Raw genomic sequence first — 18,718 nt, forward strand, 5'->3', positions numbered from 1 at the left:
CCGGAAATGCTGACCGTATGGGTCAGATACTCGCGTACCTCATCCGCCAGCGGTTTTAACTGGTCTTTCGACAGGGACCGGATGTCTGCTGGGTTATGGATAGTATCGAGTAAAGGGAAATTTCCTGAAAATGTCATGCTGATAAAGCTTCCTTCTAACTAGGGTCTATGCGCGAATGGGCAATGAGAATTAGTGTGTACGTTCGATAATGTACAAAGACAGTTCGCGCAATAAATCGGCTTCGCTGCCGAAACCGGCCAGACTGGCAACGGCTTGTTCGTGCAATTCCTGGGCTTTTTGTTTGGCGCCAGCCATGCCGAGCAAGGCTGGGTAGGTGGGTTTGTCGTTGTCGACATCCTTGCCTTGGGTTTTGCCCAACGTGGCCGTGTCGCTTTCCACGTCCAGAATATCATCCTTAACTTGGAACGACAGCCCTATACATTTGGCGTAATGATCCAGATTTTTGGCCACCACCGGATCCAAGTCGGGCTTGGACAGCGCGGCCATGTTGACGCTCGCGCGAATCAAGGCGCCGGTTTTATGAATATGCATGTTTTCCAGTTCCGGCAGGTTCAGTTTGGTGCCCACGGACGCCAAATCGATCGCCTGCCCGCCGACCATGCCTTGCGAGCCGCTGGCTTTGGTTAAGTTGCTGATCATTTTTAAACGCGCGGCGGCGTCTACCCGGATGCTGGGATCGTTGGCCAGTATTTCAAAAGCCAATGCCTGCAAGGCGTCGCCAGCCAGGATGGCGGTGGCTTCGTCGTACGCTTTATGGCAGGTGGGTTTACCGCGGCGCAGATCGTCGTTGTCCATGGCCGGCAAGTCGTCATGGATCAACGAATACACGTGAATAAATTCCACCGCGCAGGCAGGGCCATCCAGCACCTCTTCGCTTAAACCCAAAGCCTGTCCCGTTGCGTAGGTCAGCAGCGGCCGGGTGCGCTTGCCGCCGTCCAGTACCGTATAGCGCATGGCTTGATGCAGTTTTTGCGGCAGAATATTTTCGCCGGGCAAACGGGCGTCCAAGGCGCGTTCGACACGGTTTTGGCAGGCAGTCAGGTAGGCTTTTAATTTACTCATCGTTAAAGGGCTCCAGGCTTTGTTGGCCGTTTTTTTCTAATAATATCTGTACTTTTTGTTCGGCTTCCTGCAAAGCTTGCTGGCAGGTGCGGGTCAGTTTGATACCGCGTTCGAAGGATTTCAAGGACTCTTCCAAAGAGAGTTCGCCGCGTTCCATTTGCTCAACCAGCTGTTCCAGTTCCTGCATGGCCTCTTCAAATTGGGAAGCGTTTTTTCTTCTCGACATATAATGTACAAAACAGTGCTCAAAAAATGACCGAGCATTATAGTATGTTTTGCCTAATGCCGGACATCGAAGAACAATAGAATGAAAAGTTTTGGTAATTCAACTGGATAAAAAACCGGCTGGTTCATTTTCCAACCGTAGAAGAACTCTGCGGAACTATAAAATAGACACTTTATGGACAGGTTTTTAATCGTATATTTCCCGCCGATGGCCGACGGTAACCACTAGAATTACCAGCTTGTCGTCAATGATACGGGTCAAGATACGGTAGTTTCCGGCTCGGTATCGCCATAGACCGGCTAGTTCGCCTTGAAGATTTTTTCCTACGGCTCTCGGGTCTTCGAGTGCTTCGATTCGAAGTAGAACCTCTTTAATTCGTTTTTTGGTTGCTTGGTCGAGTTTCGAGAACTGCTTAGCGGCTTTGGGGGTAAATTCAATTTTATAGGCCATTGTCCGTCATTAGTTTATCTAGCGAGATGCTAGATTCCCCGCTTTCGATGAATTCTTTATAGGCTGATTCGGCAAGTTTGGCGTCGGCTTGGTCTTCGGCGTATTCGTCCAGCAATCGATTTAGGAAGACTGCGAGGTTTTGGCCGGCGTCTTGCGCGGCGTGGATCAATCTGTTTTCGATTGGTGCAGGTAATTCAATCATGGTTTGCACTCCGATAAGTTCGGTTAGAAGTTTAACATTTCTTCGATATTTTGATTGATGATTGGCTGGCTGGGCTTCGACTAGACACCAACCATTACCTTAAAACCGTGGGCGTTGCCCATACCCATCAGGGTTAACCAACCTGAACCCGTAGAACTGCGCTTTTTGCTGCTCGTAGTGCGAGCGATAAAAAACTACGTTCGCTACGCTCTATAACAACAGCAAACGTCGAAAAAAGCCGGCCAGAGAGTCCAATTATAAAACCGCCACTGACACCGATGGATATTCACAGGGTTGAAGGCTCAGTATCGCCAATATTGGCCAGCAACCTAAACGGCTAGCGTCGGTAAACGTCTTTTCTATGACCAATAGTGGCGACAAGGATCAAAAGTTCTTGGTCGTGAATAGCATAGATAATGCGGTAATCGCCGACGCGTAAACGGTAAAGTTCATGCTCTTGAAGCTTTTTAATGCCGGATGGCCGAGGGTTGACCGATAAGGTTTGTATGGCGTCTAAAAGGCGGGTCTGGGTTTGCGGCGGTAGTTTTAACAGGTCTTTCTGTGCGGATGGCTTGATTTGAATGCTATACGCCATGCTCTGCCCTGAATTGTTCAAGGCTAACGCCGCCCTCTTCTTTCAAGGCAATTTCAGCTTGTTCGATATCTTGGCGATCTTCAAGATATTCCTGCAAAAGCGCATCCAGGAACACCAAAGGCGATTGGCCTGCCACGCGAGCGGCGGTAATCAAAAGGTTTTCGGTGGGTTGGGGAATCTGAATCATGGTCTGCGCTCCATTAATAACGGCCCAAATATATCAAAATATAACCGTTGTCGGCGGGAGTTTCGTAACGCGTTACGATATTTATGGATTGCCACTAAGCGGCCACCACCGCAGCCGATCCCACAAACGGATTAAAGTGCAGGTTTTGAATATGTTTCTGGCACTGCTTGAAGGTTATGGGGTAAGGCGCGGCTTGTTGGATGCAGCACTTGCAACTGGTTTTTGAGGCGATACCGCTGGCTAGCACGGGGGCGCCGGTGACTTTCAGCAAATGGGCTCGGGACACGTGCCACAATCGGTTTGGTTTGGTTGATGTCCGATTCCAGTAGCTCGACTTTGAGTTGTGCGAGGTTAATCAGGGTGTATTTGCCGATGCGTTTGGTGGGTAGGTAGTCTTTTTCATCCAGCCCAGGGCTACGCCTTCTTTGATGCCGGTGTGCTAGGCAAGGTAGCGCAGCGTGCAGACGCCTATGAATTGAATTTGACCTGTTTGCAGGGAAACACCTATAGTTCTTTATTAAAGATGGATTTAATTTTAATCCATCTTTAATTAATATGTCGATATTTTTGGATTATTTATTAATCATGTCCGACATAAAAACAAGATTGTTAAAAGCAATAGAAAGCCTTGATTTAACGTTTCCGCAGCTAGAAAGAAGAACAGGAATAAAGGCAATGAAGTGGCGGAACCTGAAGAACACAGCTACGCGCGTAAATGAAGATCACTTAGAAGGGTTAAAGAAAATTTGCCCTCAATACATTTATTGGGTGATGACCGGCGAAGAGCTACCTGAATCGGGACAGATCAGACCAGCGCAAGATAAAGATGAAGAACAAGAGCGAAATAAAGACAATAATTTACTAACGCCAGAAATAAAGCTGGCAATTAAGCACGTTGCACGAAAAATCCTTGAAGAAACAGAAACAGAAACAGAAACAGAAACAGAAAAAGAAAAAGAAAAAACGAAAACAAAAGCCGACTAAGATCGCTCACCAACCGATGAATTCAGATATTACGTACTTTACACATGAGGGATAAATATGATAGGAGATAACCCGGCGGCAAGACTGTTGGCGATTTTAGAGGCTGGAGCCCTCCAAAATTCTAAAAATAACTGTCGAAACGTCTGGCGCGAGCTATTGGGAGTCCAAACAGGTAGAGATGCTCTCCTAATGTCAAGAATAGGAAAAGTCATGGAGTTGCCCGAGCAGGCAATTGAGATAATAAACAGGGATTTTCCAAACCAGAAAAGTACGTTCAACCATTGGAATACAAAGGTCAATCAAGCCTTTTCGCAGCAGAATCTCAATTCCGAATGGGGTAGCTTCCAAGCTCAGATAGATCAACATACTTTGACGTATCTGAGGTTAACCGCTGAACTTATTCAAACAAAGCTTCCAACAAAGCTCTTGGAGCAAGAAACAATAGAAGAACTTCGGTCTCGAATTAACCAGCTTCTTAACGAAGTAATTGATGGAGATTTCAAAAATGAGATCGTGGAATATGTGGCTCGTTATCTTCAACGCATAATAACTGCACTAGACGAGTACAGGATATCAGGCGCGGTCCCAATTATTGAGGCAGTGGATGCTTCCTTGGGACACGCTTTCTTTGATGAATCGTATCGCGAAGTTATTACTAAAACCGAGTTCGGCCAGAAGTTTATTACTGTTCTTAGTGCTGTAGCGTCAGCAGTAACAATTGCTATAGGCGCACCTGAATTACCTCATGTCATACATTTGCTGTTAGAGAAATTTAGATGAATAAGAAGACGGAGGCCGGTCGTGCAGCATAGAAAAGTCGTTCAAAAATACTCTAATACAAGACCGGTCCTGTTTCTTGTGAAACATCGTCGACAATATTGACACAACTTAAACAGCGACTATGCTCGGTGGCGTAGGTGGCACTTCACTCTTTGGGAGAACTACATGGCATACAACCGTTCTTATAGCCTTCAGGACACTGCCAACATCCTGAACGCCAGTGAAGGGAGACCTAGGCCCGGAGTCCCTCTAACCAAGGCAGAGAGCGGGCATGCGATTTCTCTTCATACCCGCGAACGTGTGGATAGTTTTTCTCGGCCCAAGAAGAAGAACGGCAAGGACGCTAAACTTCCCCGTGAAGATTCTATATTCTTAGTTGACCGCCACTCTCTAGTATCTATGGTACACGAAGCGCTGAACTCGCGTTCTGGACAGAGTGAGTTAGAAAGACTTAATGAACCAGATGTTTCGTCGGTAGAAATTCAATCGGTAGTTCTTCGACAAGGGAAGGATTTCGACATTTTCACCGTATATAGGCCGAAGAAAGGGCAGATGTCTTTCGACTGGGCGTCCGTGGTAAAGGGAGACGGTTACATCGTGCTAATCTATATCCTTGTCTGCAAGATTCCAAACTCAAGTAGTCAAGAAATTCACATTCAGACAGCTTTCCCCAAAGACTACGCAAGGACTCAGGGGGACGAAATTTTCAGAGACACTCCCAGGCCAGGCTCGAAGCACTACAAATAAGGCACGGGCAAGGTCTTGCAATAATGCATTTTTGTTAGGCTACTGGCCTCATTGTTCTGCATTTGGGGAAGCCACTACAGCCCCAGAATTCTTTGCCTTGGTTTTCGCCGTTTTTGACAGTGCGTAATAACATCGGTTTGCCGCATTTTGGGCAGGCGTTTTCGACTTGTTGGCGTTTTTGTTCGACGATGGTTTTGACATGTTCGACGTGCTGGATGTGGGTTTTTAGCGAGGGTTTTAGACGTCCTGCTTGAATTTTGTGGCGGATGGCGGCAATTTCCTTGCCGGTCAAAATGCGTTGTTGTTTGCTTTTGATGTAGCGGATGTAGCCGCCGGCATAGACTACATTTTCCGGCATGGGCGTTTTGAAGTTGCTGTCGCCAATAAAGACGACCAGCGAGAATATCTTTTCGGGTTCTATGCCTAGTGCACTTTGCAGCGTTTGCGCGTGTTTGTAGTTTTGGTGTAGCGGGTTTTGAAATTGGTTGGTGTGGCGATATATCTTTTGTGTCCAGGTCTTTTGGTTGGCTCCGCCATATATCCAGCCTTTCATGTTTTTGGTTTCGATGACGAATACGCCATAGGGCGAGACGATGACGTGGTCTATCTGGGTGGTGCCGTCTTCGGTGGGTAAGGTGACATTTTTGAAGAGGGTGTAGACGTTTTTGTCGAGGCGGAATTTCGCCATTACGTTAACCAGAAATTCGCCCAAAATGCCTTTAAATGTCGGCGATTTAAGGAGGCCGACGATTGCCGAAAAGAGGAATACCCACCAGAAGGTTGCAATGTAGTTGCCAATTAGTTGTGTGTTCATTGTCGATCCTTTTTTCTAGCTTTTTTGATGGGTGTGTTGGTTTACAGGCTGCAGTTCTATGCCGATTCCGTGTAATTAGAGCGGAGTTTTGGTGCTAGTATAGAAGATAGTGGGCGAAGAAAAATACCGGTTATTTCGGTCTTTGCCCGATAATCTATAGTTTGGGTGTCACAAATAACAGCGGGCAAAGGAAATGGAATTAGAGATAACCTGGCCAAGAGTAATCTGTGTTTGGTGGGCATTGCTGTGGAGAAATCTTCTGGCTCTGATCATTGCTTTAGCGCTCGGCGTAATTTTTTGGGTTTTTTTGCCGCTTTCTGTGTATTCGCAGGTATTCCTAAAGAGTCTGGGTTGTTTATCGCTCGTGCATTTGGAACCACTTTAGGCGTATTAGCTTCGGTGTATGCAATCAAACTCCTGCTCGGAAAAGAAATTGGGGATTTCAGGATTATGCTTATCAAGAAGTAAATGTAAATGCCCTCCAACTGTGGGGCGTACCGAAAACGAATAACAAAATTCTTCTGCGATTTTGGCAATCAACCAACGCAATACTGGCTTACCTTTTCCGGTAAAACCCAAAGGTAACGTCGGCGAAGCTGTCGATGCTTGGCAAGCCTTCCTTTATCCGTGCTTGGTTCTGTTTCGAAAGCTGTTTAATCTGTTTGGCTTGATCTCTAACTTCGGCTGGATCAATACCGTCGGCAATTTGTGTGCGGGCTTCTTCAGATTTACGTCTTGCAACTTCCAGCGTGGTATCCGGATAAATACCAAGTGACAGTCTTTTACGCTTGCCTTCGCATGTAAAGATGAAATGCCACAGTTTTGTTCCGTTGGTTTTAACCATCAGAAATAGACCGCCACCATCGTTGATGAAATAATCCTTATCTTTGGTTTTTGCAGCCCTGTAGACCGCATCTTTATTGAGTTTTTCAGCCATAGTGTGTCATCAATTGTGTCATTCTAAATTGACTTTTCCAGGATGATACACTGAATGACACGATTTTGATTGCATGCCCCTGCATTTCGCTGCACTTCCTTGCACAATAAAAAACCCGCGAGCCCAGAAGATTCGCGGGTTTTTGCACTTCTTTGCACTTCCGTGCATTCTCAAATGGTACCGACGGCCGGACTTGAACCGGCACGACTTGCGTCACCACCCCCTCAAGATGGCGTGTCTACCAATTTCACCACGTCGGCTTAAATCGTATTTTGAACTGAGATTTATTCAGCGGGCGTTACTTCTTTAATTGCGGGCGCTTCGGGGAGCGTTGCCAGCGGTACCGAATCATCCGCTTTATTTTGCGATAACGGCACATCGGAAACCGCTTCTTCAACAGCGGGAACATCCATGATGTCGGACCTCTTGCCTTGATAACCGCTCAAAAAAGCCAAACCCAAGCTGGTTACGAAGAACAAACTGGCAAAAATGGCAGTGGTTCTGGACAGAAAAGAGGCCGAGCCCTGTGCTCCGAAAACCGAACCGGATGCACCGCTGCCGAAAGCAGCGCCGGCATCAGCGCCTTTACCCTGCTGCATCAGAACCAGGCCGATAATCCCGATACCTAACAGGATGTGTATAACAATGATAATTTGATACAGCATATTAATCCTAAAACAAAAATTCTAAACTGAATGACAAATTTGCAAGAATCCTTTTGCATCCAGCGAAGCGCCGCCTACTAGGCCGCCATCGATGTCAGGCATGGCAAACAGGGCTTTGGCATTGTCGGGCTTTACGCTGCCGCCGTACAAAATTTGCACTTTTGCGGCTATAGCGGGGTTTCTATCCGCAATACGCTGACGGATGTATTGATGTACTTCTTGCGCTTGTTCGTCGCTGGCGGTTTTGCCTGTGCCGATCGCCCAAACCGGCTCGTAAGCGATGACTGCATTTGCGAACGCTTCGATACCGGCGGCATCGATAACCGCATCCAATTGTTCGTCAACTACTTGGAAAGTTCTATCTTGTTCGCGCTCTTCCAGGGTTTCGCCGACACATAGCACTGGAATAACGTTTTGCTTTTGCGCCTGGCAAAAACGGCTGGCCACGGTCTGGTTGGTATCGCCGTAGTAAGAACGTCTTTCCGAGTGACCCACCAAAGCATATTTGCATCCGCAATCCGCCAGCATGGCGGCTGAAATTTCACCCGTGTATGCACCGGAGGCTTGATCGGCTACGTTTTGCGCGCCCAAAGCAATAGAAGATGCAGCCAAGGCGCCGCGAACATCCGACAAGTAGACAAACGGAACACAAACCGCAACTTCCTGACTACCTGCATTTAAGCCTTCAGCCAAAGCTTTCGCCAGTTGCACGCCCTCTTCCCGCGAGCCATTCATTTTCCAGTTTCCCATGATCAAAGGTTGCCGCATCACATACTCCAGGCCAAATAAAGCCGACTATATTAAACCTTGAAAGGCTTAAGTTCAAGACGCGATTGCTTTCCTGACATCGTTGGCCAGTTGATTGGCATATTTATTGACATCTTCTTCATCAACACCCTCCACCATCACCCTTACCAAAGGCTCGGTACCCGAGGACCGCAGCAACACCCGCCCCTTGTCGCCCAATTTTTTCTCGACCGCATCCACGGCTTTTTTAATGCCGTCTATTTCGTCCAGCTTGACCTTTTTATCGGTGCGGATATTAATCAAAACCTGCGGATATTTTTTCATGCCCGATTTTAATTCGTGCAAACTTTTGCCGGTGCGCTGCATTTCCGCCAATACCTGCAACGCGGAGACAATACCGTCGCCGGTGGTGGTTTTATCCAGACAAATAATATGCCCCGACCCTTCCCCGCCTAGCATGCCATTTTTTTCGGTCAGCAGCTCCATCACGTAGCGGTCGCCGACATTGGCGCGAAACAACGGAATACCAAGGGCTTTTAAGGCATGCTCCATCCCCAGATTCGACATCAGGGTGCCCACTACAGGCCCCTGCAGCTTGCCTTCTTCCTGACGGGATTTGGCGATGATATAAATCAACTCATCGCCATCGACGATCTCGCCTTTATGGTCGACCATGATGATCCTGTCGCCGTCGCCGTCCAATGCGATACCCAAGTCGGCCCGGTATTCCCAGACCTTGGCAGCCAATGCTTCAGGGTGAGTAGCGCCGCATTCGTCATTAATGTTTAAACCATCGGGCTCTCCGCCTATGGTCACCACTTCCGCGCCCACTTCGCTAAAGACGTGCGGGGCAATATGATAGGTGGCACCGTGCGCGCAATCTATAACGATACGCATACCCTTGAAATCCAGGTGCGGCGGCACCGTAGCCTTGCAAAACTCGATATAACGCCCCGCGGCATCGCTGACTCGTTTGACCTTGCCCAGTTTTGCCGACTCTACCGTGGTCATGGGGGCATCGATGTACTGTTCGATTTGATGCTCCAGCTCATCGGGCAATTTGGTACCGTTCACGGAAAAAAACTTGATGCCGTTATCGTAGTACGGGTTATGGGAAGCACTGATGACAATGCCGGCCTTGGCCCGCAAGGTGCGGGTCAGATAGGCGATACCCGGCGTCGGCATCGGCCCCAGCATGCGCGTATCCACACCCGCCGCGGATAAACCCGCCTCCAACGCCGACTCGAACATATAGCCGGAAATACGCGTATCTTTACCCACCAATACAAATCCGCTGCCTTCCTTGGCAAACACCCGGCCGGTCGCCCAACCCAGCTTCAACATAAAATCCGCCGTAATCGGGTATTCCCCCACTTTGCCGCGAATGCCGTCGGTACCGAAATATTTTTTTGCCATAGTCAATTCCACTTTCCTGCTTACAAAAAAAAGAGAGACCGGAGCCTCTCTCTAGTTTTTAAATTGCCTGACGATTAGCCTTGTTCGGCCGCACCACCAATAGACTGGTCTTTATTTGCCGGCCCCCAAGGCTCGACTTCGACATCGCTGTTTGAAGAAGGCGGGGTGTCATCCCATCCCTTGGGTTCTCTGACCGGCTTTCTGTTCATCAAATCCTCGATTTGATATTTATCGATGGTTTCGTATTTCATCAACGCATCCGCCATGGCGTGCAGAATATCCATATTTTCCTTCAGAATATTCTCGGCCCGTTCGTAGTTTCTATCGATGATGGAACGTATTTCTTCATCTATGGTATGGGAGGTTTCTTCCGCCACCGACTTGTGTTGCGTAACCGAACGGCCCAGGAAAATCTCGCCTTCCTCCTCGCTATAAGCCAACGGCCCCAAGCGTTGAGACAAGCCCCATTTGGTGACCATGTTTCTGGCTAATTCAGTGGCGCGCTCAATGTCATTGGAAGCTCCGGTGGATACTTGCTCCCAACCGAATATCAATTCCTCGGCAATCCGGCCGCCGTACAAACTGGAAATCATGCTATCCAGCTTACATTTGCTGGCGCTGTATTGGTCACGTTCCGGCAAAAACATCGTCACGCCCAACGCCCGTCCGCGCGGCATAATACTGACCTTATAAACCGGATCATGCTCGGGAACTATTTTACCGACGATAGCATGACCTGCTTCGTGATATGCGGTCATTTTCTTTTCTTTTTCGTCCATTACCATGGAGTGCCGCTCCGCGCCCATGATCAGCTTGTCCTTGGCTTTTTCCAGATCGACCATGCTGACGAGACGCTTATTGAAGCGAGCGGCAAACAGAGCTGCTTCGTTAACCAGATTGGCCAAATCAGCACCGGAAAACCCCGGCGTACCTTGAGCGATATATTTGACCCTGACGTCGTCGCCGACCGGTACTTTTTTCAAATGCACATTCAAGATTTGTTCGCGGCCTCTGACATCCGGTAAACCGACCACGACCTGCCGATCGAAACGACCGGGACGCAACAACGCTTTATCCAAAACGTCCGCGCGGTTGGTTGCGGCGATGACGATAATGCCTTCATGACCTTCGAAACCGTCCATTTCGACCAGCAACTGATTCAAGGTTTGTTCGCGTTCGTCATTGCCGCCGCCCAAACCCGCGCCGCGCGAACGTCCCACCGCGTCGATCTCGTCGATGAAAATGATGCACGGCGCATGTTTTTTGGCTTGCTCGAACATGTCCCTTACCCGGGAAGCGCCGACACCGACGAACATTTCCACGAAATCGGAACCCGAAATGGTAAAGAACGGTACCTTGGCTTCGCCGGCGATGGCGCGGGCCAGCAAGGTTTTACCGGTGCCGGGCGGCCCCACCATCAACGCGCCGCGCGGCACCTTACCGCCCAATTTCTGGTACTTGGCCGGGTCTTTCAAGAAGTCGACCATTTCCTGCACTTCTTCCTTGGCCTCGTCGCATCCCGCCACGTCGGCAAAGGTGACTTTATTCTGATCCTGATCCAGCATGCGGGCCTTGCTTTTGCCGAAGCCCATGGCTCCGCCGCGGCCGCCGACGCCGCCGCCCTGCATTTGCCGCATGAAGAACACCCACACCGCGATCAACAGCAGAATCGGCCCGAAGGAGACGAAGATCGACATCAACATCGAAGGCTCTTCCGGCGGACGCACCACAATCTCCACGCCATTCGCCAATAAGTCGTCGATCAGATGCGGATCGTTCGGCATATAAGTCTTGAACTTATCGCCGGACTGCATTCTGCCGGTCACCGTGTTATCGGCAATGGAAACCTGCTGCACCTGACCTGCCTTCACGGCATCGATCAGCTGCGAATAGGACAAAGTGGCGTCGCTTCGGATCGATCTGGAGCCGAAATTGTTGAATATCGCCATCAAAACCACTGCGATGACAACCCACAGCACTAAATTTTTCATCATATCGCTCAATTTACGCGCTCCGACCGTAAAACGGCCTAAAATATTAAAACCAAGTAATTCTATCAGGAATACCCTACATCCTACCGACCAACTTTGCCTGATACCGTGTAGAGTGTACCAAGCTATTTAAAACCTTTTGCCAAAATATAGACTTCATTGCTTCTGGCTCGAGACGCCTTGGGTTTTCGAATCACCACGCTGGTAAACCGCTGCCTCACCTGATTGTAGTATTCGTCAAAGCCAGCCCCTTGAAACATTTTAATTAAAAACACCCCGCCTTTAACCAAAATACTGTCGGCCGCCTCCAAGGCCAATTCCCCCAGATAGATGGATCTGGGCTGATCCATTTCTTTGTTACCGCTTATATTGGGGGCCATGTCCGACAATAACAAGTGAACGGGCTGGCCATCAAGCACTTTATAAAGTTTTTCCAACACGTCGTCTTCTCTAAAATCGCCCTGGATAAAATCGACACCCGCAATCGGTTCGATATCCAGCAAATCCAAAGCCACCACTTTGTCGTTTTTGCCGAGCAATTTTCTGGCATATTCGGACCAACCGCCCGGCGCGGCCCCCAAATCGACGATATTGATGCCGGGACGGATAATTTTATCTTTCTCTTGTATTTCAATCAGTTTAAACACCGCACGCGACCGATACCCCAGCGCTTGCGCTTTTTTGACATATTCGTCTTGAAAATGCTCTTGCATCCACTGGTGGCTACTTTTAGTGCGTGACATAGTATCGATTGGTGTAAAATTGCACGGTTTTTTAAAGCTAAAGGAAACAGAGTGAATCCTATTGAAAAGAAGAAGTTGAAAGCTCAGGCACACCCCTTAAATCCGGTGGTGATGATTGGGCAATCCGGCTTAACCCCGGCAGTATTGAAAGAAATCAATGTTGCGCTGGATGCGCATGAATTAATCAAAGTCAAAATACGCGCCGAACGCGACGAACGCAATGTCATCAAAGAGCAAATTTGTACGGATACTCACGCGGAATTGGTACAGTCCATAGGCCAAGTGGCTGTAATCTATAGAAAGAACCCCAAGAAATAATGCAAGGGAGGCCACGCCTCCCTGCTCAATCGTTTTACCGGTTAAATGTAATCCACCGCGATAATTTCATACTCGATATTGCCGCCGGGTGCTTTAACCGTCACCACATCCTCCACTTCCTTGCCGATCAAGGCCCTGGCAATCGGCGAGCCCACGGAAATGCGGCCTTCCTTAATATTGGCCTCATCCTCGCCGACGATTTGATAGGTGACTTCCTTACCGGAATCCAGATCCTCGATTTTGACCGTGGCGCCGAATATCACCTTACCGTTGGCGTCGGCCTTGGTAACATCGATGATATTGGCATTGGATAGCTTGCTTTCAATCTCGGCAATCCGGCCCTCGGCAAAACTTTGCTGCTCGCGGGCGGCATGATATTCGGCATTTTCCTTTAAATCTCCGTGCGCGCGGGCATCGGAAATCGCCTGAATGATACGCGGCCTGACCACGGTTTTTAACTCTTCCAGCTCGGCGCGCAGTTTATTGGCGCCCGCCACTGTTAGCGGCACTTTATTCATAAACAACTCCTAAAAACATTTCCAACATCATCCTTTAAAGGTTTTGTGCAAATCCTGCAGACAATTCACGGAACCCGCGGACAATTCGCCCAAGGCAAAACAAGCCGCACGGGCACCGGCCATGGTAGTGTAATAAGTCACCTTACGCTGCAAAGCTTCCCGGCGCATGGTAAACGAATCGGCCACGGCCTTGACACCCTCGGTGGTATTGACGATCAATTGAATCTCGCCGTTTTTGATCATATCCACCGTATTCGGCCGGCCTTCATTGACCTTGAAAATCTCCTGACAGGGAATACCGGCCGCTTTCAATACTTTAGCGGTACCCCGGGTTGCCACGATTTCATAGTCCTTTTCGATCAACATCTTGGCCAACTCGGGCAGCTTGGGTTTATCGGCATCGCGAATACTGATCAACACCTTGCCGCTCTGGCTCAAGTCGACACCGCCGGCGCGTTGCGACTTCGCGAACGCCTCGCCGAAGGTTTTACCCACGCCCATCACTTCGCCGGTAGACTTCATTTCCGGCCCCAGTAACGGGTCAACGCCGGGAAACTTGATAAACGGAAATACCGCTTCTTTTACCGAGAAATATTCCGGGATGCGCTCTTCGGTAATGCCCTGTTCTTTCAAGGATTTGCCGACCATGCAGCGGGCAGCGATTTTGGCCAGCGGATAACCGGTGGCTTTGGAAACGAAAGGCGCGGTACGCGAAGCTCGCGGATTGACCTCCAACACATAAATGGTTTCGCCCTGAATTGCAAACTGAGTATTCATCAAGCCGCACACACCCAGCGCTTCGGCCATTTTGGCCACCTGGGCACGCAACTGGTCCTGCAGATGGGCGGGCAAATCGTAGGGCGGAATCGAGCAGGCCGAGTCGCCGGAATGTACGCCGGCCTGCTCGATATGCTCCATCAAACCGCCGATCAGTACGGTTTCGCCGTCGTAAATCGCGTCCACATCCATTTCCACGGCGTCGTCCAGGAATCTATCCAGCAATACCGGCGAATCGTTGGAGACGCTGACCGCTTCCTTCATGTAACGGCGCAAGCCTTCCTCGTTGAAAACGATTTCCATGGCCCGTCCGCCCAACACGTAGGAAGGGCGCACCACCAGCGGATAACCCAACTCCTTGGCGGAATTGACCGCTTGCTCAACAGAACGCGCCGTGGCGTTGGGCGGTTGTTTCAGATTCAGCCGCTCAAGCAATTTCTGAAAGCGCTCGCGGTCTTCGGCCAAATCAATGGAATCCGGCGAAGTACCGATAATCGGCGCGCCGGCTGCTTCCAAAGCGCGCGCCAGTTTCAGCGGCGTTTGGCCGCCGTATTGGACGATAACGCCCTTGGGCTTTTCCAATTCGATGATTTCCAGCACATCTTCCAACGTCAACGGCTCGAAATACAGTCTGTCGGAGGTATCGAAGTCGGTGGACACGGTTTCCGGATTACAGTTGACCATGATGGTTTCGTAACCGTCTTCCCGCAGGGCCAAGGCCGCATGCACGCAGCAATAGTCGAACTCAATACCTTGGCCTATACGGTTAGGTCCGCCGCCCAGGATAATGATTTTTTCCCGGTCGGTCGGATTGGCCTCGCATTCCTGCTCGTAAGTCGAATACAGATAAGCGGTGTCGGAAGCAAATTCCGCCGCGCAGGAGTCGATGCGCTTATAAACAGGACGCACGCCCTGTTTATGGCGGATATTGCGTACTTCCGATTCCTTGGTTTCCAGCAGTTTGGCCAAGCGCCGGTCGGAAAAACCTTTGCGCTTCAAGCGTAACAGCTCGCCTTTTTCCAGCGTTGCCAGGGTTTTAGTGGACAGGGTTTTTTCGGTGGCGATCAAATCCTCAACCTGCGCCAAAAACCACGGGTCGATTTTGCAGGCCTGATGAATCTCGTCGAAACTCAAACCGCTACGGAACGCATCGGCCAAATACCACAAGCGTTCCGGACCTGGGTAACGCAATTCGCGCAATATGGTATCTTCGCTATTTTCGTCGTTCAGATCGATGATTTCATCCAGACCGTCGACGCCCACTTCCAGTCCGCGCAAGGCTTTTTGCAGGGATTCCTGGAAAGTGCGGCCGATAGCCATCACTTCGCCGACCGACTTCATTTGCGTGGTCAAGCGGTCATTGGCTTGCGGGAATTTTTCGAAAGCAAAACGCGGCACTTTGGTGACCACGTAGTCGATGCTGGGTTCGAAAGAGGCCGGGGTCGCGCCGCCGGTAATCTCATTGCGCAATTCATCCAGCGTATACCCCACCGCCAATTTGGCGGCGACTTTAGCGATCGGAAAACCGGTGGCTTTGGACGCCAGCGCCGAAGAACGCGACACCCGCGGGTTCATCTCAATGACGATCAAACGGCCGTTTTCGGGATTAATGGCGAATTGCACGTTGGAACCGCCGGTATCGACGCCGATTTCCCGCAGTACCGCCAACGAGGCGTTACGCAGGATTTGGTATTCCTTGTCGGTCAGGGTTTGCGCCGGCGCCACGGTAATCGAGTCGCCGGTATGCACGCCCATCGGATCGAAATTTTCGATCGAGCAGATGATGATGCAGTTGTCTTTCGAGTCGCGCACCACTTCCATTTCGAACTCTTTCCAACCCAAAATGGACTCTTCGATCAGCAATTCGCTGGTCGGCGACAAATACAGCCCTCGCTCGCAAATCTCGATGAATTCTTCCCGGTTATAGGCAATGCCGCCGCCGCTACCGCCCATGGTAAACGACGGCCGGATCACGGTCGGGTAGCCCACTTCTTCCTGCGCCGCAAAGGCTTCCTCCATCGTATGCGCGACCTTGGCCTTGGACACTTCCAAACCGATCCTGCGCATGGCCTGATTGAATAAATCGCGGTCTTCGGCCATATTGATGGCTTCCTTGCTGGCGCCTATCATTTCCACGCCGTACTTTTCCAGCACCCTATGCTTGTCCAGCGCCAGCGCGCAATTCAGCGCGGTCTGACCGCCCATGGTCGGCAAAACCGCATCGGGGCGTTCTTTTTCGATGATTTTTTCCACCGTCTGCCAGTCGATGGGCTCGATGTAAATCGCATCGGCCATGTCCGGATCGGTCATGATGGTGGCGGGATTGGAGTTAACCAGAATCACCCGGTAGCCTTCTTCGCGCAAAGCTTTACAGGCTTGCGTGCCTGAGTAATCGAACTCGCAGGCTTGGCCGATCACGATCGGCCCGGCGCCCAGTAATAAAATCGATTTTATATCGGTTCTTTTTGGCATAGGACTCTATAACACTTAAACGGAACGGGGCTGATTCATCAGCGCCATGAAATCATCGAACAAGGCCTCGACATCGTGCGGGCCAGGGCTGGCTTCCGGATGGCCCTGAAAACTAAAGGCAGGACCATCGGTACGTTCGATACCTTGCAAGCTGCCGTCGAACAGCGAGCGGTAGGTCGCCCTCAGGTTGGCCGGCAAGGAATCTGCGCTGACGGCGAAACCGTGGTTCTGGCTGCTGATCATGACCCGGCCGCTGGCAAGTTCCTGCACCGGATGGTTGGCGCCGTGGTGGCCGAATTTCATCTTCTCGGTTTTGGCGCCGCTGGCCAATGCCAGCAATTGGTGGCCCAAGCAAATGCCGAACAACGGGATTTTTTGTTCGAGTATGGTTTTGATGGCTGCAATCGCATAGGTGCAAGGCTCCGGATCGCCGGGGCCGTTGGACAAAAACACCCCATCGGGATTCATCGCCAATACTTTTTCCCCCGGCGTGGTAGCCGGCACCACGGTGACACGGCAACCGCGATTGACCAATAAACGCAAGATATTGCGTTTGACGCCGAAATCGTAGGCCACCACATGCTTGGTCGGGTTGGAAGCTTGACCATGGCCTTCGCCCAGCTTCCAGACGTTTTCGGTCCATTCGTAAACTTGTTGCGTGGTGACTTCCTTGGCCAAATCCATGCCCTGCAAGCCGGAAAATCCCTCGATAGCCTGTCTTGCGGCCGCGACATCGGCCGTATCGCCGGCCATGATGCAACCGCGTTGCGCGCCTTTGTCGCGCAGCAAGCGGGTCAATTTGCGGGTATCGATATCGGCTATCGCTACCACCTTGTGCTCGCGCAGATATTCCGGCAAGGTTTGTTGCATACGCCAGCTGCTGGCCAATAACGGCAAGTCGCGCACCACCAAACCGCTGGCGAATACAGCCGCCGACTCGTCGTCTTCGCTGTTGGTGCCGACATTGCCGATGTGAGGATAAGTCAATGTAACGATTTGACGGGCATAGGAAGGATCGCTGAGTATTTCCTGATAGCCGGTGAGCGCCGTGTTAAAAACCACTTCCCCCACGGAGCAGCCGTCGGCACCTATCGAAATGCCGTGAAACTCCGTACCGTCTTCCAATACCAGTAATGCAGGTTTATTCAAGATTGGCCACCTTAGATGTAGAAAACGGGATGAGCCTGACGACTAATCCCGTTCCGAAAGAGTTAAAACTTGTGCGATTTTACGAAATTATGCCGATTTGGTCATTAACAATTTTTCAAGCCCAGCACATCCAGCATGTCGTAAAGCCCGGCGGGCTTGTGTTCCAGCCATGCCGCCGCCCGCACCGCGCCGTTGGCGAAAGTCATCCGGCTGCTGGCTTTATGGGTAATCTCCACCCGTTCGCCTTCGTCGGCAAACATTACGGTATGCTCGCCGACGATATCCCCGGCGCGGATAGTGGAGAAACCGATGGTTTTGCGGTCGCGGGCGCCTGTGTCGCCTTCGCGGCCGTAAATCGCGCAATCCTTCAGATCGCGTCCCAGCGCCTTAGCAACCACCTCCCCCATCCGCAAGGCCGTGCCGGACGGCGCGTCGACCTTGTGGCGGTGATGGGCTTCGATGACCTCGATGTCGGTGTAATCGCCCATCACTTTAGCGGTCATTTCCAATAATTTCAGCGACAGATTGACGCCGACGCTGAAGTTCGGCGCCATCACAATGGCAATATCCTTGGCCGCTTCGGCAATCGCTGCCTTTTGACTGTCGGAATAACCCGTTGTACCGATGACCACTTTTTTGCCGGCTTGCCGGCAAATCTCGATGTAAGCCATCGAAGCATCCGGACGGGTAAAATCAATCAACACGTCGAATAGGTCGACCAGCGCCGCCAAATCGGCGCCCACCTGCAAACCGAGCCTGGAAATACCGGCCAATTCGCCTGCATCCTTGCCCACCGCCAAGCTTTCCGGGCGCGAAACGGCTACCGCCAGTTCTGTCTGATCGGACAAAGCAGCGGCTTTAATCAAGCACAATCCCATCCGGCCGGACACCCCGACCAAGGCAATACGCATCATGTT

Annotated in this window: 24 protein-coding genes and 1 tRNA gene; 5 read left to right on the forward strand and 20 right to left on the reverse strand. The window is 50.7% G+C overall.

The features are described from left to right. From NP596_RS07515 to NP596_RS07550, 8 genes are all read right to left on the reverse strand, one after another. Nucleotides 1-137 (reverse strand): 1-deoxy-D-xylulose-5-phosphate synthase N-terminal domain-containing protein (locus NP596_RS07515; RefSeq protein ID WP_256614731.1); only part of this gene is annotated, 137 nt, incomplete at its 3' end. A 52-nt stretch (nucleotides 138-189) separates the two neighbouring features. Next, entirely contained in the window at nucleotides 190-1,083 is an 894-nt protein-coding gene (gene ispA, locus NP596_RS07520; protein ID WP_256614687.1) for a (2E,6E)-farnesyl diphosphate synthase, read from the reverse strand. Further along, on the reverse strand, nucleotides 1,076-1,309 hold the full coding sequence (locus NP596_RS07525) for an exodeoxyribonuclease VII small subunit (RefSeq protein WP_256614688.1): 234 nt from the start codon (nucleotides 1,307-1,309) through the stop codon (nucleotides 1,076-1,078). Before NP596_RS07525 ends, ispA begins: the two co-directional genes overlap by 8 nt. A 186-nt stretch (nucleotides 1,310-1,495) precedes the next feature. Continuing rightward, a complete protein-coding gene (locus NP596_RS07530) occupies nucleotides 1,496-1,759 on the reverse strand; it encodes a type II toxin-antitoxin system RelE family toxin (protein WP_256614689.1) in 264 nt (87 codons plus the stop codon). Further along, entirely contained in the window at nucleotides 1,749-1,961 is a 213-nt protein-coding gene (locus tag NP596_RS07535; RefSeq protein ID WP_256614690.1) for a YlcI/YnfO family protein, read from the reverse strand. Before NP596_RS07535 ends, NP596_RS07530 begins: the two co-directional genes overlap by 11 nt. A gap of 337 nt (nucleotides 1,962-2,298) precedes the next feature. Beyond that, nucleotides 2,299-2,556 carry a type II toxin-antitoxin system RelE family toxin gene (locus tag NP596_RS07540; RefSeq protein ID WP_256614691.1) on the reverse strand — a complete coding sequence of 86 codons (258 nt, stop codon included), beginning with the start codon at nucleotides 2,554-2,556 and terminating at the stop codon, nucleotides 2,299-2,301. After that, nucleotides 2,546-2,743, reverse strand: coding sequence for a hypothetical protein (locus NP596_RS07545; RefSeq protein ID WP_013820054.1), 198 nt, complete (start codon nucleotides 2,741-2,743; stop codon nucleotides 2,546-2,548). The genes NP596_RS07540 and NP596_RS07545 overlap by 11 nt, the downstream gene beginning before the upstream one ends. Before the next feature lie 94 nt (nucleotides 2,744-2,837). Then, nucleotides 2,838-3,029: a hypothetical protein gene (locus tag NP596_RS07550; protein ID WP_256614692.1), complete on the reverse strand. Its 192-nt coding sequence runs from the start codon at nucleotides 3,027-3,029 to the stop codon at nucleotides 2,838-2,840. A gap of 299 nt (nucleotides 3,030-3,328) precedes the next feature. On the opposite strand from NP596_RS07550, the gene NP596_RS07555 reads away from it, so the two are divergent. The 3 genes from NP596_RS07555 (at nucleotide 3,329) to NP596_RS07565 (ending at nucleotide 5,254) form a co-directional block, all read left to right on the forward strand. After that, complete coding sequence (locus NP596_RS07555) at nucleotides 3,329-3,727, forward strand: hypothetical protein (protein WP_256614693.1); 399 nt, start codon at nucleotides 3,329-3,331, stop codon at nucleotides 3,725-3,727. A 57-nt stretch (nucleotides 3,728-3,784) separates the two neighbouring features. Beyond that, entirely contained in the window at nucleotides 3,785-4,507 is a 723-nt protein-coding gene (locus NP596_RS07560) for a hypothetical protein (protein ID WP_256614694.1), read from the forward strand. A 165-nt stretch (nucleotides 4,508-4,672) separates the two neighbouring features. Next, nucleotides 4,673-5,254, forward strand: a complete 582-nt coding sequence (locus tag NP596_RS07565) for a hypothetical protein (protein ID WP_256614695.1) — start codon at nucleotides 4,673-4,675, stop codon at nucleotides 5,252-5,254. 34 nt (nucleotides 5,255-5,288) lie between these two features. Here NP596_RS07565 and NP596_RS07570 read toward each other — a convergent pair whose 3' ends face one another. Further along, nucleotides 5,289-6,068: a nuclease-related domain-containing protein gene (locus NP596_RS07570; RefSeq protein ID WP_256614696.1), complete on the reverse strand. Its 780-nt coding sequence runs from the start codon at nucleotides 6,066-6,068 to the stop codon at nucleotides 5,289-5,291. Between the two features lie 165 nt (nucleotides 6,069-6,233). On the opposite strand from NP596_RS07570, the gene NP596_RS07575 reads away from it, so the two are divergent. Continuing rightward, complete coding sequence (locus NP596_RS07575) at nucleotides 6,234-6,536, forward strand: hypothetical protein (RefSeq protein WP_256614697.1); 303 nt, start codon at nucleotides 6,234-6,236, stop codon at nucleotides 6,534-6,536. Between the two features lie 88 nt (nucleotides 6,537-6,624). Here the strand turns inward: NP596_RS07575 and NP596_RS07580 are convergent, their stop codons facing one another. From NP596_RS07580 to rlmE, 7 genes are all read right to left on the reverse strand, one after another. After that, on the reverse strand, nucleotides 6,625-7,005 hold the full coding sequence (locus tag NP596_RS07580; protein WP_256614698.1) for an Arm DNA-binding domain-containing protein: 381 nt from the start codon (nucleotides 7,003-7,005) through the stop codon (nucleotides 6,625-6,627). Between the two features lie 175 nt (nucleotides 7,006-7,180). Next, a tRNA-Leu gene (locus tag NP596_RS07585) sits at nucleotides 7,181-7,265 on the reverse strand. Nucleotides 7,266-7,289: 24 nt separating this feature from the next. Then, the gene (secG, locus tag NP596_RS07590) at nucleotides 7,290-7,670 is read right to left on the reverse strand and encodes a preprotein translocase subunit SecG (protein ID WP_256614699.1); all 381 of its coding nucleotides are present in this window, start codon (nucleotides 7,668-7,670) and stop codon (nucleotides 7,290-7,292) included. Between the two features lie 21 nt (nucleotides 7,671-7,691). Beyond that, a complete protein-coding gene (tpiA, locus tag NP596_RS07595) occupies nucleotides 7,692-8,438 on the reverse strand; it encodes a triose-phosphate isomerase (RefSeq protein ID WP_256614700.1) in 747 nt (248 codons plus the stop codon). 54 nt (nucleotides 8,439-8,492) lie between these two features. After that, nucleotides 8,493-9,833 (reverse strand): phosphoglucosamine mutase, encoded by a 1,341-nt coding sequence (glmM, locus tag NP596_RS07600; protein ID WP_256614701.1) that lies wholly within the window; start codon nucleotides 9,831-9,833, stop codon nucleotides 8,493-8,495. A gap of 74 nt (nucleotides 9,834-9,907) precedes the next feature. Then, nucleotides 9,908-11,827, reverse strand: a complete 1,920-nt coding sequence (gene ftsH / locus NP596_RS07605; protein ID WP_256614702.1) for an ATP-dependent zinc metalloprotease FtsH — start codon at nucleotides 11,825-11,827, stop codon at nucleotides 9,908-9,910. Nucleotides 11,828-11,949: 122 nt separating this feature from the next. Beyond that, the gene (rlmE, locus tag NP596_RS07610) at nucleotides 11,950-12,567 is read right to left on the reverse strand and encodes a 23S rRNA (uridine(2552)-2'-O)-methyltransferase RlmE (RefSeq protein WP_256614704.1); all 618 of its coding nucleotides are present in this window, start codon (nucleotides 12,565-12,567) and stop codon (nucleotides 11,950-11,952) included. Between the two features lie 51 nt (nucleotides 12,568-12,618). Here rlmE and yhbY point away from each other — a divergent pair, with 51 nt between their 5' ends. Then, nucleotides 12,619-12,885 (forward strand): ribosome assembly RNA-binding protein YhbY, encoded by a 267-nt coding sequence (gene yhbY, locus NP596_RS07615; RefSeq protein WP_256614705.1) that lies wholly within the window; start codon nucleotides 12,619-12,621, stop codon nucleotides 12,883-12,885. Nucleotides 12,886-12,926: 41 nt separating this feature from the next. Here the strand turns inward: yhbY and greA are convergent, their stop codons facing one another. The 4 genes from greA to dapB form a co-directional block, all read right to left on the reverse strand. Further along, nucleotides 12,927-13,403, reverse strand: coding sequence for a transcription elongation factor GreA (gene greA / locus NP596_RS07620; protein WP_256614706.1), 477 nt, complete (start codon nucleotides 13,401-13,403; stop codon nucleotides 12,927-12,929). Between the two features lie 27 nt (nucleotides 13,404-13,430). Beyond that, nucleotides 13,431-16,652: a carbamoyl-phosphate synthase large subunit gene (gene carB, locus NP596_RS07625; protein WP_256614707.1), complete on the reverse strand. Its 3,222-nt coding sequence runs from the start codon at nucleotides 16,650-16,652 to the stop codon at nucleotides 13,431-13,433. A gap of 15 nt (nucleotides 16,653-16,667) precedes the next feature. Continuing rightward, nucleotides 16,668-17,801 (reverse strand): glutamine-hydrolyzing carbamoyl-phosphate synthase small subunit, encoded by a 1,134-nt coding sequence (gene carA / locus NP596_RS07630; protein ID WP_256614708.1) that lies wholly within the window; start codon nucleotides 17,799-17,801, stop codon nucleotides 16,668-16,670. A 104-nt stretch (nucleotides 17,802-17,905) separates the two neighbouring features. Next, on the reverse strand, nucleotides 17,906-18,715 hold the full coding sequence (dapB, locus tag NP596_RS07635) for a 4-hydroxy-tetrahydrodipicolinate reductase (RefSeq protein WP_256614709.1): 810 nt from the start codon (nucleotides 18,713-18,715) through the stop codon (nucleotides 17,906-17,908). Nucleotides 18,716-18,718: the final 3 nt, after the last annotated feature.

Origin of the sequence: Methylomonas rivi, from assembly GCF_024505165.1 — a bacterium.
Classification (GTDB): domain Bacteria; phylum Pseudomonadota; class Gammaproteobacteria; order Methylococcales; family Methylomonadaceae; genus Methylomonas; species Methylomonas rivi.